14 protein-coding genes are annotated in these 13177 nt (G+C 44.5%); 8 read left to right on the top strand and 6 right to left on the bottom strand.

Annotation, left to right across the window (positions count from 1 at the left end):
• The first annotated feature begins 38 nt into the window (after positions 1-38).
• The 3 genes from ACYVNW_RS13160 to ACYVNW_RS13170 all read left to right on the top strand — a co-directional run bounded on the left by ACYVNW_RS13160 (position 39) and on the right by ACYVNW_RS13170 (position 2463).
• Positions 39-473 (top strand): VOC family protein, encoded by a 435-nt coding sequence (locus tag ACYVNW_RS13160; protein WP_460680336.1) that lies wholly within the window; start codon positions 39-41, stop codon positions 471-473.
• 53 nt (positions 474-526) lie between these two features.
• Positions 527-952, top strand: coding sequence for a DoxX family protein (locus tag ACYVNW_RS13165; protein WP_460680337.1), 426 nt, complete (start codon positions 527-529; stop codon positions 950-952).
• A 197-nt stretch (positions 953-1149) separates the two neighbouring features.
• Positions 1150-2463, top strand: coding sequence for a DUF2268 domain-containing putative Zn-dependent protease (locus ACYVNW_RS13170; RefSeq protein ID WP_460680338.1), 1314 nt, complete (start codon positions 1150-1152; stop codon positions 2461-2463).
• A 62-nt stretch (positions 2464-2525) separates the two neighbouring features.
• Here ACYVNW_RS13170 and ACYVNW_RS13175 read toward each other — a convergent pair whose 3' ends face one another.
• On the bottom strand, positions 2526-3260 hold the full coding sequence (locus ACYVNW_RS13175) for a LytR/AlgR family response regulator transcription factor (RefSeq protein ID WP_460680339.1): 735 nt from the start codon (positions 3258-3260) through the stop codon (positions 2526-2528).
• Positions 3261-3395: 135 nt separating this feature from the next.
• The gene (locus tag ACYVNW_RS13180) at positions 3396-4412 is read right to left on the bottom strand and encodes a sensor histidine kinase (protein ID WP_460680340.1); all 1017 of its coding nucleotides are present in this window, start codon (positions 4410-4412) and stop codon (positions 3396-3398) included.
• Between the two features lie 203 nt (positions 4413-4615).
• On the opposite strand from ACYVNW_RS13180, the gene ACYVNW_RS13185 reads away from it, so the two are divergent.
• From ACYVNW_RS13185 to ACYVNW_RS13195, 3 genes are read left to right on the top strand one after another with little or no spacing between them, the layout of a single operon-like run.
• Positions 4616-4828, top strand: a complete 213-nt coding sequence (locus ACYVNW_RS13185) for a hypothetical protein (protein ID WP_460680341.1) — start codon at positions 4616-4618, stop codon at positions 4826-4828.
• Positions 4822-5721, top strand: a complete 900-nt coding sequence (locus ACYVNW_RS13190) for an ABC transporter ATP-binding protein (RefSeq protein ID WP_460680342.1) — start codon at positions 4822-4824, stop codon at positions 5719-5721. Before ACYVNW_RS13185 ends, ACYVNW_RS13190 begins: the two co-directional genes overlap by 7 nt.
• Positions 5722-5726: 5 nt before the next feature.
• A complete protein-coding gene (locus ACYVNW_RS13195) occupies positions 5727-6518 on the top strand; it encodes an ABC transporter permease (RefSeq protein WP_460680343.1) in 792 nt (263 codons plus the stop codon).
• A 336-nt stretch (positions 6519-6854) separates the two neighbouring features.
• Here ACYVNW_RS13195 and ACYVNW_RS13200 read toward each other — a convergent pair whose 3' ends face one another.
• From ACYVNW_RS13200 to ACYVNW_RS13210, 3 genes are all read right to left on the bottom strand, one after another.
• Positions 6855-8237: a M20/M25/M40 family metallo-hydrolase gene (locus ACYVNW_RS13200; RefSeq protein WP_460680344.1), complete on the bottom strand. Its 1383-nt coding sequence runs from the start codon at positions 8235-8237 to the stop codon at positions 6855-6857.
• Between the two features lie 289 nt (positions 8238-8526).
• A complete protein-coding gene (locus ACYVNW_RS13205; RefSeq protein ID WP_460680345.1) occupies positions 8527-9264 on the bottom strand; it encodes a lysophospholipid acyltransferase family protein in 738 nt (245 codons plus the stop codon).
• A gap of 53 nt (positions 9265-9317) precedes the next feature.
• Positions 9318-9878: an NUDIX domain-containing protein gene (locus ACYVNW_RS13210; RefSeq protein ID WP_460680346.1), complete on the bottom strand. Its 561-nt coding sequence runs from the start codon at positions 9876-9878 to the stop codon at positions 9318-9320.
• 134 nt (positions 9879-10012) lie between these two features.
• Here ACYVNW_RS13210 and ACYVNW_RS13215 point away from each other — a divergent pair, with 134 nt between their 5' ends.
• Positions 10013-10348 (top strand): hypothetical protein, encoded by a 336-nt coding sequence (locus ACYVNW_RS13215; protein WP_460680347.1) that lies wholly within the window; start codon positions 10013-10015, stop codon positions 10346-10348.
• A gap of 159 nt (positions 10349-10507) precedes the next feature.
• Here the strand turns inward: ACYVNW_RS13215 and ACYVNW_RS13220 are convergent, their stop codons facing one another.
• Positions 10508-12214: a glycoside hydrolase family 3 protein gene (locus ACYVNW_RS13220; RefSeq protein WP_460680348.1), complete on the bottom strand. Its 1707-nt coding sequence runs from the start codon at positions 12212-12214 to the stop codon at positions 10508-10510.
• A gap of 239 nt (positions 12215-12453) precedes the next feature.
• Here ACYVNW_RS13220 and ACYVNW_RS13225 point away from each other — a divergent pair, with 239 nt between their 5' ends.
• On the top strand, positions 12454-13173 hold the full coding sequence (locus tag ACYVNW_RS13225; RefSeq protein ID WP_460680349.1) for a zinc metallopeptidase: 720 nt from the start codon (positions 12454-12456) through the stop codon (positions 13171-13173).
• Positions 13174-13177 lie beyond the last annotated feature (4 nt).

Genomic DNA, 13177 nt, shown 5'->3' on the forward strand with positions numbered 1-13177 from the left:
AATTAATTAACCTTTAACTTTTATAAACCCCTACCCTTATGTTTGCTTTAAACCCTTATTTAAATTTCAAAGGCAACGCAGAAGAAGCCTTTAATTTCTACAAATCAGTATTTGGCGGTGAGTTTGCCATGGTGATGCGCTTTAAAGACATGCCAGGCGAAGGCAGCGTTGACCCTTCCCTTCAGGATAAGATTATGCACATTGCCCTGCCGGTTGGCCCCAATATGCTAATGGCTTCTGATGTGATTGGCCCGATGGGTGACAACATGGTAATGGGTAACAGCACCTACATCATGATCAGTCCAGAAACTGAAGCCGAAACCCGCCGTATTTATGAAGCCTTATCAACAGGCGGCGACATCAACATGCCGCTGCAATTAATGTTCTGGGGCGATTTATACAGCAGCTTTACCGATAAATTTGGCACTAACTGGATGATTAGTTTCAACGAAAAGTATCACCAGCAGCAGTAATTTAATCAACTCTACACCTGTCATCACCTAACATTTAACCGTTCATATACAGAATGAAGAAATTGAATGCACTCTACTGGAGCTTAACGGGCCTGTTTGCCTTTGTAATGCTTGGCTCTGCCATTCCTAATATCTTGATGGTTGAAATGTCGGTCAAAGGGTTTGCCGAAATCAGCCTGCCTGCTTATCTGCTTCCTTTTTTAGGTGTGGCTAAAGCCTTAGGTGTAATTGCCATTTTGGTACCCGGCCTGCCCCGCCTCAAAGAGTGGGCCTACGCCGGCTTAACTTTCGATTTGATTGGCGCTATTTACTGCGTAGCGGCCAGTGGCAAACCGGCAAGCAACTGGGCACCTATGTTTATCTTTATTGCATTGGCCGCCGGCGCTTATATTGTTTATCATAAACGCGAAAAAACCCGGCTGCAGGCAAAAGTTGCAGCACCTGCTGAACCGGGAAGCTTATCTTACAACTTGGTTTAAGTATGTTGATTAATGAGTTATATTGTGGTAAATCCGTTGCCATTATATAACTCATTAATTAAAAATCTACCATTCTGACTTCCATTAATGCCTTGCATGGCATTAAACTTATATGTCCTTGCATATAAGTTATTTTCGGTTTTAATGCATCTTTACTGTCACGTTTCTATTTCTTGGGTGTCTTGTGTAATTGTATCATGAAACCTTACCTGCTTTGTTTTATTTCCTGTTTATTATTTGCCACCACAGGCCGCGCCCAAAAGAGCAGCGTTAATTTGATTACGACCGACATTAATCATTTTTGGAATGCTTATGACCGTATGAGTACAGTTAAAGACAGTGCGCAGCAGTACCAATTACTGAATGAGCTGTATATTAACAAAGCCACGCCCGGCCTTAAAGCCATGATGCAGGCCAGGGATTACACCACAAAAGATTATATAGATGCCATTAACCGGTATCCATTGTTCTGGAAGTCCCTTCGCCCCAATACCTACAAGGCAAAAACTTATGCCAATGCAATTGCAGCTAATGTAGCCCGTTTAAAAGCACTATATCCCAACCTTCAGCCTGCAGACATTTACTTTGTAATAGGTGCATTCCGGTCACCGGGTACCACACAAGGCCGCATGGTTTTAATTGGCAGTGAGACTGCTATGGCTGATAAACACGTGGTAACACAAGAATTGGCTGAAACATTACCCAATACAGCCGCCTTTATTAAAACCAGCCCCCTGCACACGTTGGTATTTACCAATGTGCACGAGTATGTGCATACCCAGCAAAAAACTACGGTATGTAATTACCTGCTGGGGCAATGTGTAATGGAAGGTGTAGCCGAATTTATGGCGGAAAAAGCAACCGGCCAGGCGTCTGAACTACCCGCAATAGCTTATGGAGAAAAAAACGCGGAAAGAGTTAAACAGGCATTTTCAAAACAATTGTTCAACGCATCAAATGGGTACTGGCTTTACAGCAATGCCAGAAACGAATTTAATGTACGCGACTTAGGTTATTACGTGGGTTATGCCATCTGTAAAGCTTATTACAACAAAGCAAAGCATAAAGTAGCCGCCGTTAAAGAAATGATAGAACTGGATTATAATAACGAGGCTGCATTAAGCCGCCTTGTAGATCAATCCGGTTACTTTAGTAAACCTATAACCACGCTGAAACTTGAGTATGAAAATGGCCGCCCGGCCATTACAGGTATCAAACCGTTTAGTAACGGAGATACAAAAGTAGATCCGGCTATTACACAAATTACCCTGGAGTTTTCGGCACCCATGAATAAAGAAACCCGTGGATTTGAATTGGGTCCGCTGGGAATAGATCACCTGTTGCGTGTTAAACGGTTCATCGGCTTTGCTAATGACGGCAAATCAGCCACGTTTGAAGTGGAAATAAAACCCAACCAGCATTACCAGCTAATGCCCAGTGAAAGGTTTACCAATATAAACGGCGCACCGCTTAAACCTTACCTGTTAGATATTACTACACGCAGTAATTAGCAGGCGCAAGTACAGGGTTTACGCTGCTTTGGCAACTCCTGCTTTTCCACGGCATGTAATGGTTAATTAATATTCTTATCCTCAATCATGGCAAAAAAATCATCACGATAAGTATCACCTATAGGAATAACTTTATCACCAATAAAAATACGGCTGCGCTCAATACTGTCTATTTTGCTGAGGGATACAATATATGATTTATGTACGCGGATAAAGTGACGCTCAGGCAATGCTTCCTCCATTTTTTTCATGCCTTGCAGGGTAATAATGCGCTCGGCCGGTGTAAAAATGGAGATGTAATCTTTCAGGCCTTCAATAAATTTAATGTCGTTAAGGTACACCTTCTGAATTTTATGCTCCGTTTTCACAAAGATGAAGTCGCTCAGAAAATCATCATAAGCTACCGGCGCGGGCTCTTCTTTTGCTACCTGCTTAACGGCAGGCTCTATCATGCCCTGCGCCTTTTGCACGGCTTTGAAAAAGCGGTCAAAAGCAATAGGTTTCAGCAAGTAGTCTATCACATCCAGTTCATAACCCTCAAGGGCATATTGCGGATAGGCGGTAGTGAGTATTACCTTGGCGCGGCCATTGGCAATGCGTAAAAATTGCAGGCCGGTCAATTCAGGCATTTGCACATCCAGTAGTACCAGGTCGGCCGCCCCCTGCTGCACCAGGGTAAGTGCCTCAATAGGGTTGGTGGTGGCTTTTACCAGTTGTAAAAACGGCACTTTTGCAATGTAATCTTCCAATACATGCAAAGCCAGCGGCTCATCATCAACTACCAGGCATCTGATCATGGTTATAAAAGTAATAAGAGTTTTTGTTTAGACGAAGGATGGAAAGACAAAAGATAAAGGATTAAGATGTATAGAGATAGCTAAACGGGTCTCGATTTATTGTTTTAAAGTCTTTTTGTCTTTTGTCTATCCTCTCTACACTTCCAATGTCAATTCACAACTATAGCTGTCAGGTTCATTGTTTACCGTCATGGTATGCTGACCGGGGTACAGTAATTCGAGGCGGCGCTTTACGTTGTGCATACCAATACCGCCTCCCGCATCGCGGTTGTGATGGTGCTTTTTGTTGTGCAGGTAAAAGTATAGCTGGTGCTCTTCTTTTACATATACCTGCATTAAAATGGGTTGTTTGGGATCATTGGCCAAGCCATGCTTAAAAGCGTTTTCAATAAAAGCAATCAGCAGCAAAGGAGCAATCTTTTGGTGAGTAACCTTTCCATGAACACTAAAATTCACAAACACATTACCGTCATAGCGTATTTTCTGCATGTCAATATAGCTCTGCATGTACTGTAGCTCTTTGGCTAAATCCACCTTGGCATCGTTACACTCATATAGCATATAACGCATAATTTCTGCCAGTTTTAAAATAGCTTCCGGCGTGGTTTCTGAGCGTTGGTAAGCCAGTGAATAAATACTGTTGAGTGAATTGAATAAAAAATGAGGATTGATTTGTGATTTCAGGAATGACAACTCAGCTGTTAAGCGCTGGTTTTCCAGATCGCGCTGGATGCGCTCGCTCCTGAACCAGTCGGTAGTAAATTTTAAGCCGGCGCTTAACAGTATAAATATAGTGGTGCTAATGCCGGCGCTCAATATATATTCACCAAAGGTTGCCATGCGTCCATTTTCATGCACCAGGGCAATAGATTTTAGGCTTAGCGCAAGTATATATTTGATTAATACATAACCCACAATAGTCAGACAGGCGGCAATCACATATTTCCGGTACTGGTTTTTGTCCAAAAACTGCGGAATCAGCCACAGGTAATTCAAATAGAAAAGGCTGATGTTTATTAGCCCGTATCCTACAAAAGTAACCAGTATGGCCAGTATGGGCATCTTGGTATTGGTATACGCCACATAAGAAAAGAAGCTGATACTTACCACCCAAAACAAGACGTGCCCCAATATCCTACGGCTTTTTTTCATGCATCTAAATTAAATGTTACAACGGTAAAGCGCAGTTTATTTATATCTACGGCACCTATTTTCAGACCAACGCCTAAAAATTACCGATGAACGCCCAAAACAGATGCTTTACCCGTTCATCTACAATAGGTGGCAGTTGGTCTAATACTTTTTAGCAGCCCGATGATTTGCTTTTTCTTTGTTTCATCAAATCAATCACAACCATGAAAAAGCTGAGCGATGTTTTAAATCCGTTTGTATTGTTACTGGTACCAGTAATTGCTGCTGTACTGATGGGCCTGAGCTATGAATTGCACCAACAAAGTGAAACTGCTCTGAGCCACATACAAACCACTGAGCAGGCTGTGCCTTTATTTTATAAAGGCGTTAACTTAGTGAAAACCGTATGCACTATTACAAAAGATAACGTATGGTAATCGCAACCAATAACCTAAGCTTTAATTTCGGCAATCAGGCAGTAGTTAAAAACCTGTCGCTGGCTGTGCCGGCCGGCAGCATTTATGGCTTTTTAGGGCCAAATGGTGCCGGTAAAACCACCACCATAAAACTGCTGCTCAACCTTCTGCAAATTCAGGAAGGTGATATCCATATATTCGGGCAGGAACTGCAGCGTAACCGCATCAGCATCCTTTCAAAAATAGGCTCGCTTATTGAACAGCCAGCCATTTATGCCCATTTAACCGGCCGCGAAAACCTGGTCAACCGGGCTATGCTGCTGCAGGTACCCAAAAGCCGGGTAGATGAAATGCTGCGCCTGGTGCACCTTACTGACGCAGCCGGTAAAAAAGCCGGCAACTATTCATTAGGCATGAAACAGCGCCTCGGTATTGCCCTGGCCCTGCTGCCCGACCCCGAACTGCTGATTTTGGATGAGCCCACCAACGGCCTCGACCCAAATGGCATCATCGAAATGCGTGAACTGCTGATTAAGCTGACGCATGAGCAAAATAAAACAGTATTTGTATCGAGCCACCTGTTAGCTGAAGTGGAGCGTATGGCTACCCATGTAGGCATCATCAATCATGGTCAGATGATGTTTCAGGGCAGTATACAGGAATTGCAATCGGTTAACCAACCTACTATTACCATTGAAGCTGAGCAGGCGGTGGATGCCGCTAACCTGCTTAACCGCAAAGGCATTGCCGTTACCGCTTTGAATGACAACCAATTAAGCGTGCCTTATACCAGCAAGCAGCAAATGGGCGAGATTAACTCATTGCTTATATTAAATGGTTATAATGTATATAGCATTCACAAGGTACAACAAGACCTTGAAGCGCTGTTCTTATCCATCACCCAAACCGCCTGAACCACATGAAAGGATTTTTACTCTCTCTCCGCTCCGAATTTTATAAAAGCCGGAAAACTTTAGGCTTTTGGTGCGCCGTAGTTTTACCGCTGCTTATAGTGGGCTTAATACTTATTGGCTTTTATAGTAACGCCGCCAAACTGAGTATGCTGCCGGGCCAAGCTTTATGGGCCCAGTTTGCAGTAGCCATATTTGGGGTGATGGGCATACTGTTGCTCCCTATATATGTGGTATTTGTAACCTATTCAGTAAACAGTATGGAGCACAAATCAGATACCTGGAAAACGCTGTTCAGCTTACCCATACCGAAGTGGTCTATATATACTTCAAAGTACGTATATGCTACATTTTTAGTTGCACTATGCCTTGCCCTGTTTGCCTTGTTTACTATAGGCGGGGGCAACCTGTTAAGTGTATTAAAACCACAGCTTAAGTTTTCCGAGTACAATTTTGCCCCTCAATTAGCCAAATTGTATACCAAGCTGTTCCTGGCTTCACTGGGTATATTATCTATCCAGTTTTTATTGAGCTTATTATGGCGCGATTTTTTGAAACCTATGGGTGTAGGCTTTGTGTGTACCATTGCTGGTGTAATTCTGGCCTCTAATAAATGGGAGTATGCCTATCTGTTCCCTTACTCGCACCCGGTATTGGCTTTAAATATGGCTCCTTCTAAAAAACACGGTGCAGTACCTGTTTTCGAATATTTTACCAAAGATATTGTTGCCGGATTGATTATAGCAGCGATAGTTTTCATCGCCGGTTTCTTTATCATCCAAAAGCGTAGCATCAAATAATACTTTCTGACCTGTACAACCTCACAATGGAAAAGGGCATTCATCCTGTAAGATGAATGCCCTTTTTTGATTATTTTCTTATTCTAAATTTATTGGATAATTATACAGTTCAATTGCTCCGTCAGGAGCTACCTGTTTATAGAGAATTATTGCCTATGTGCCTGTGCCCCGTTAGGGGCTACCCTTTTGTGAAAAAATGGGTAACCCCTAACGGGGCACAGTATTAAGGCTGTTACGCTGCTATAAACAGGTAGCTCCTGACGGAGCAATTGAACTGTATAATTGCAAGAGTAACTTAAGGATGAAAAGCTGATTTTATCAGATACTTATCTCGCATTACCTCACCGGTTTCGGAAACACGGGCAGGCTTTCGTGGCCTTCGGTATCTACAGCCTGTACGGCAAAAAAATAATTATCTTTAGAGTAATCCAGTGTGGCCTGGGTATCGGTTACAAAAAATTTCTTTTCCCAATAGGGGCTAATGGTTTCGCGCATCAAGATGTAATAGCCCGCAGGCTTACCGGCTTTGGGCGCTTCCCACTTCAGGGTGGTGCGGTTAGTTAAACCACTGGTACTTACGCCTACGTTTTGCGGTTCTGATGGCGCTAAAGCTAAGTTAGCAAGCGTTGACAGGTTAGCCCGCGCTACTTTCTGGATGTAATCATAATCGGCATATTCCGGGTAATCACCATAGTTAAAGCCGTTGGCAGTGCGCAAATCCTGATGCTGGCGGTTAAAGTCTTCATTCATTTCGGTAAAGCGCACAGCGCTAAAGCCCTGCTGCAGAAAAGGCACATGATCGCCGCTGCGCAGAAATCGGTCGCGGCGGTATACCATTTTAATATTCAGCTGATCTACATATCGCTCGGCTACTTCTTTAATATAGCGGGCCAATTGGCGCGATGGACTGTCGACTTCGCCCCCATTGCCTACCAAACTGTTAATAGTTTGGGCCATACGGCGCATGGCGGCGCTGTCGCGGCCACCGGATACCACTACTGACGGAATACCATCACTGAATACGCGCAGGCTGCGGTTATCTTTCAGGCCAGTTTCCATGCCGTAGGTGTTGCCTACAATATCATTGTTCAGCATGGCGTCAATGTTCCAGCCCTCGGCCTTGGCGCGCTGGGCTACATGGCCCGAGCCGCTCAAACCCTGCTCCTCGCCGGGCACAGCCATAAAAATAATGGTAGCCGGAAACTTGCGCTTGGCCATTACCCTGGCCATTTCCATGGAAACGGCGGTACCTGAGGCATCGTCCACCGCGCCGGGCGCATCAGATTTGCGGTTCATTACATCGGTTACCCGCGAATCGTAATGACCCGATACCATGTAGATGCGGGTATCATTGGGATCGGTACCCCTTAGTATAGCCAATACGCTTTTCAGCACTGTTGGCTGATCGTAACGGCCGCCGGGCTGCTGGGTATAAGTATCAAACTCCACGTGCATCCGCCCGCCCGATTCCTTTGCATAGCGCTCCAGTTCAGCTTTAATCCAGTTACGGGCAGCGCCGATGCCTTCGGTTTTGCTGGTGGTATCGCTCATGGTATGGCGGGTTTTAAAGCTCACCAGTTTACGTACAATGCCCTCAATATTTTTACTGGACACTTCATCATTCATTTGCTTGATATAAGCGTCCCGCTTTACTATAGTAGTTTGCGCCATGGCCGGCACTGCAAGAAGGGCAAAAGGAAGTAAAAATCTATATCTCATATAAAATCCAGCTGGTTAATGGCTTAAATATAAGCGGATGAGGAGGGAGAAGCAAGCTTTTGGGATGAAAGACGGTAAGATAAAGGACAAAAGAATTAAAAGACACTTAAAGGCATTAGTTAATAGATCCCGTCATTGCGAGGAACGAAGCAATCACTATACGTCCAATCAAAACAAAGGCGCAGAAAGATTGCTTCGTACCTCGCAATGACGTGGTGGGATGCTTGCACACTTTCTTATCCCTTTTATTCTTCTTGTATCTTGCTTCTTGGCTCTTGATTCTTGACTCTCACTCCTGCCCTAAATCTGCCTTAATGGCCTGCTCGGCTTTCAGCACAGCATCGGCAGCATTTGTTTCGGAGGGATTGATGGGTGGTAATACTTTAAACTTTAAATGTTCAAATGTACTAAGCGGGAATATACCCCATTGCACTACCTTCCACGAGTTTTGAATAGTGACTGGCACAATCAGCGCATGGGGGCATTTTTTAAGCAGCGTGGCTATACCTGCTGATTGAAAGCTGCGTACCAGGCCGTCTTTTGAACGGGTGCCTTCGGGGAAAATAACAGCGCCCCAGTTATTTTCTTTCATGCGGGTGCCCAGTTTTACCAATTCCTGGATAGACTGGCGCGGATCCTTGCGGTCAATGTTGGCACCACCGCCAACCTTCAGGTTATAAGAGATGGAAGGAATGCCTTTGGTTAGTTCAATTTTAGAAATAAACTTGGCGTGGTAAGCCCGCAAAAAGTAAATCAGCGGCGGAATGTCATATAAACTTTGGTGGTTGGCTACAAAAATAAGCGGCCTGTTCAATGGTAAACTTTGCTGGTTTGTAAAAGTAACACGGCTGCACAAAGTATAGTAATTGGCGGTAATCAACCCGTTTAAAAAATCAACTACCCGCTTATGCGTCAGGTAACCAAAAAACTTATAGCACACCCACTGCACCGGTTGAAACAGCGCCAGCAACAGGCCAAACATGATATAATGCAGGGGCGATAATATAAAGCCGAAGAACTTTCTCATAAAATGGGCTTAAAGATACAGGTTTCTATCGCTCTTATGCAATACTCGGGTGGTTACAAACTGCCTTCCAGCAACAGTAATTGTACTTTTAATATACCGGCCACACTCATACTATCAGTAATTTCTTGGTTGCACACCATGCGGTAGGCTTCACTAAACGGGAGTTTCTTAATGATCAGTTGCTCAGTTTCTTCGGGTTCGGCCTCGTGCTGTTGTAAGTCTTGCGCCAGGTAAACTATACTTTCCTCATCGCTTACCGAGTTGGATAAATCCATGTGCTGCAATATACGCCACTTTGCGGCTTTCAAACCGGTCTCCTCTAAAAGCTCACGTTGTGCAGTAGCCAGCGGCTCTGTATCCACCGGACAACCGCCGGCCGGTATTTCCCAGCTGTACTTATTCATGGTAAAACGGTACTGGCCTACCAGGTAGGTGTTCATATCTTCATCCAGCGGTACCACACCAATGGCCAGGTTTTTGAAATGTACCTTACCATAAATGCCGGGATTACCTGCAGGATTGATCACCTGATATTCAGTAACCTGTATCCATGGATTATCATATACAGGTTGCGCTGCTGTAACCTGCCAGGGGTTATCTTCGGTAGTTTGCATAAGGGCAAATGTAGTTTTGTGAGGAGATAATTAAAATAGCTACGGCGCATTTAAGTGCCCAGGAAACCCATGCGGGTTTGCAGAACTTTTTTGCACTTCGCCCTGTTATTAACCTGAACTTAAATAAATTTAACATGAAAACCGCACCAGAAATAGCTGCCGAGATAGTTGATGCCATTGAAGCGTTTGACAACCACCACGAAGCGGCTCAAACCGGTTACCAGGATAAAGGTGTTGACCATAGTAACTTGCAAGTTGTACGCGATTCGGAACGGATGCACGTGAAGAACTTTTTGGGCGATATGCAATTTACCCGTACCGACGGCCAGCCTGTTAACCGCAAAGACCTTGAGCAGCACATAGCCGGCATACTGGCCAACAAAACCCAGGATGAAGTAGATACCTTTTTACAGCAATTACACAACGATGTAAACATTGCCCGCACACTGCACCAACATTTGAACCAGTAAGGCTACAGCTGTATAGAATCACAAACTTGTCATTTCGACCGTAGGGAGAAATCTTCTTCATCAAGCCGGTCTGCTGTAGGCGTATCGCTTAAAGAAGATTTCTCCCTACGGTCGAAATGACAAGCGGGTATGGATTTTTACTTAAATAGTTGCATTCAATTACAACCCCGTGCCATTCTTAAATTGCTCATTTACCGTTACTGAGAGTTTGCCGGTTGGCTTTAACTGCCCGGTAATTACTTTTACGGCCGAGCGCTGCATGCTGTCATCTTTCTGGTAACAGGCTAACAAGGCCCCTGCCTTTTCAATACCAGGCAAACCGGTAATACTGTATGGATTAGCAAATAAGCTGATTACCGTATTTTTGCGGGCAGCCACATTAGTAACAAACTGCTTTACAATGTTGGTATAATTTAACTGGCTGGCGGGGCGGGTACGAATATCATGTATACCCACAATAATCTGGTCGTAGCCATTTAAGTTAGTCATCATCTGGTTCAGCTCATTGGTAGTGATGTCTTTATCTACCAAAAAGTAAGTGCTGTTGGCATAAGTTCTTTTCAGCTCCTGCTGAAAAACCGTTGGCGTTCTGATACCCACGCTGATGATAGCTGTTTTTTTAGCCGGATTTAAATTTCTGATCAGGGTATCACCTTTCAACAGGGTAACAGCCGCGTCGCTCAGTTGCTGCACCAGGTTTGTTCCGGCTGTGCGGTTCAGGTCGGTTACCAGATTGTTAATTTCTGCCGGGCGGTAATGATTCAAACCAGCCCAATACTTGGCAGTTAACACCTTCTTTACCCGGAGGTCTAAATCTTCTTTACTTACCTGCCCTTTACGTACCGCTTTACGCATCAGCTTAATAGCACGCTTTGAATCCTGCGATAGCTCAAGCATATCATTACCGGCCACAAAAGCCAGCACATCGGCCTGCCCATCCGGAAAAAATTTAACCACGCCTTTCATGTCCATCGCATCAGATACTACTAAGCCTTTAAACCCTAACGAGTTTTTCAGCAATCCGGTAATAATAGGCTGCGATAAAGTAGAAGGCAGGTTTTTGGTGCTATCCAGTGCCGGTATATTCATGTGCGCCACCATAATACCGCTGATGCCTGCTTTAATGGCCTCTTTAAACGGGTACTCTTCTAAAGTATCCAGCCGCTCGCGGGTAAAAGGTAGCTGGGGTAAATCCTGATGAGAATCTACATTGGTATCGCCATGGCCGGGAAAGTGTTTGGCGGTGGTTAATACCTGCCCGTTTTGCATACCTTGCATGTAAGTAATACCCTTAGCGGCCACCTTGTATTTATCATCGCCAAAAGAGCGGTAGTTGATGACCGGGTTAGCCGGGTTATTATTGATATCCATATCAGGTGCGAAATTCATCTGGATACCCATACGGCGCAGGTCGTAGGCTACGTTCTGGCCCATTTTATAAAGCAGGCTGTTATCCTGTATTGCACCTAATGCCATTTGGTAAGGATAAGCCGTGGTTGAATCCAGGCGCATGCCTGCGCCCCATTCAGCATCAATAGCAATCAATAATGGTATTTCTGAAATTTGCTGGTAACGGTTGCTCAACTGCGCCTGCCTTACCGGCCCACCCTGAAAAAACACCAACCCACCTATCTTTTGATCTTGAATAACCTGGGCAATTGAATCTTCATAGGCTTTTCCTTTGTTGGAGTAAGCCCTGACCAAAAGCAACTGGGCTACTTTTTCGCGGCGGTTCAACGTTTTAAAAACCGAATCCACCCATACATTAGGCCGGTTTAATAAATCAATGTAGGAAGTTTCTTGTGCTAACACTGGCGCTGCACTCATCAACAACAGCAACGCAAAAACAAATTGTATTTTTTTCATAAAATATGATAGTCAAAGGTAATTGAATTGTGCTGAATCCAAATACCGTTTAAACCCTTGATCCCGTAAAGCGGACAACATATAACCCCGTTTTTAACGTTATAGTTTGAAAGGATTTTCAGCTACGACGAAATGTCAGTTTGCACAAGCTACAATGGAGATTTCACAGGCACGGAATACTTTTTGAAGTATAGATAGTATAGAATACAGTTAAAGAAACAACGAACATGCAAATACAAATGATAACCGCTTATATTGCTGCCGGCGGATTTAATTCGGCCTGGCTGCTGCTGATTGCCGTTGGGCTCGTCAGCTTTGTGGTGCAGTGGCGCTTTAAAAGCAAATTTAAACAATATGCCGAAGAAGGCCTGCTTTCAGGCTTATCAGGCGCCGAGGTAGCGGAGCAGATGCTGCGCGATAACGGCATTTACAACGTAAAAGTAATTTCGGTAGAGGGCCAGTTAACCGACCATTATAACCCTGAAACCTACACTGTAAATTTAAGCCCTGATGTATACTACGGGCGTAGTGTAGCTGCTGCTGCCGTAGCGGCGCACGAGTGTGGCCACGCTGTACAACATGCCAAGGCTTATACTTGGTTAAGCCTGCGTTCGGCTATGGTACCGGTGATTAACATTGCCTCTACCGTTACCCAGTGGACGCTAATGATTGGCGTAATGCTGCTCATTTTTTCGGGCAACCCTTTTATTTTAGGTATTGGCGTAGCTGCTTTGGCTATAGTAACTACCTTTAGTTTTGTTACCCTGCCTGTAGAGTTTGATGCCAGCCGACGTGCGTTGGCATGGCTAAACAATAACTACAGCGTAATGCAAACCCGCCAGGAACATGAGCAAGCTAAAGACGCCTTATGGTGGGCTGCCATGACTTATGTGGTAGCTGCTTTAAGCGCCCTGGCTACCCTGCTGTATTATGCTTCGATGCTGAACAGAAGGAACTAATTTT

It is taken from the genome of Mucilaginibacter koreensis (assembly GCF_054783355.1).

Coding starts and splice junctions, on each gene's coding strand:
- ACYVNW_RS13160 (WP_460680336.1), top strand. CDS start 39: ATGTTTGCTTTAAACCCTTATTTAAATTTCAAAGGCAACGCAGAAGAA.
- ACYVNW_RS13165 (WP_460680337.1), top strand. CDS start 527: ATGAAGAAATTGAATGCACTCTACTGGAGCTTAACGGGCCTGTTTGCC.
- ACYVNW_RS13170 (WP_460680338.1), top strand. CDS start 1,150: ATGAAACCTTACCTGCTTTGTTTTATTTCCTGTTTATTATTTGCCACC.
- ACYVNW_RS13175 (WP_460680339.1), bottom strand. CDS start 3,260: ATGATCAGATGCCTGGTAGTTGATGATGAGCCGCTGGCTTTGCATGTA.
- ACYVNW_RS13180 (WP_460680340.1), bottom strand. CDS start 4,412: ATGAAAAAAAGCCGTAGGATATTGGGGCACGTCTTGTTTTGGGTGGTA.
- ACYVNW_RS13185 (WP_460680341.1), top strand. CDS start 4,616: ATGAAAAAGCTGAGCGATGTTTTAAATCCGTTTGTATTGTTACTGGTA.
- ACYVNW_RS13190 (WP_460680342.1), top strand. CDS start 4,822: ATGGTAATCGCAACCAATAACCTAAGCTTTAATTTCGGCAATCAGGCA.
- ACYVNW_RS13195 (WP_460680343.1), top strand. CDS start 5,727: ATGAAAGGATTTTTACTCTCTCTCCGCTCCGAATTTTATAAAAGCCGG.
- ACYVNW_RS13200 (WP_460680344.1), bottom strand. CDS start 8,237: ATGAGATATAGATTTTTACTTCCTTTTGCCCTTCTTGCAGTGCCGGCC.
- ACYVNW_RS13205 (WP_460680345.1), bottom strand. CDS start 9,264: ATGAGAAAGTTCTTCGGCTTTATATTATCGCCCCTGCATTATATCATG.
- ACYVNW_RS13210 (WP_460680346.1), bottom strand. CDS start 9,878: ATGCAAACTACCGAAGATAACCCCTGGCAGGTTACAGCAGCGCAACCT.
- ACYVNW_RS13215 (WP_460680347.1), top strand. CDS start 10,013: ATGAAAACCGCACCAGAAATAGCTGCCGAGATAGTTGATGCCATTGAA.
- ACYVNW_RS13220 (WP_460680348.1), bottom strand. CDS start 12,214: ATGAAAAAAATACAATTTGTTTTTGCGTTGCTGTTGTTGATGAGTGCA.
- ACYVNW_RS13225 (WP_460680349.1), top strand. CDS start 12,454: ATGATAACCGCTTATATTGCTGCCGGCGGATTTAATTCGGCCTGGCTG.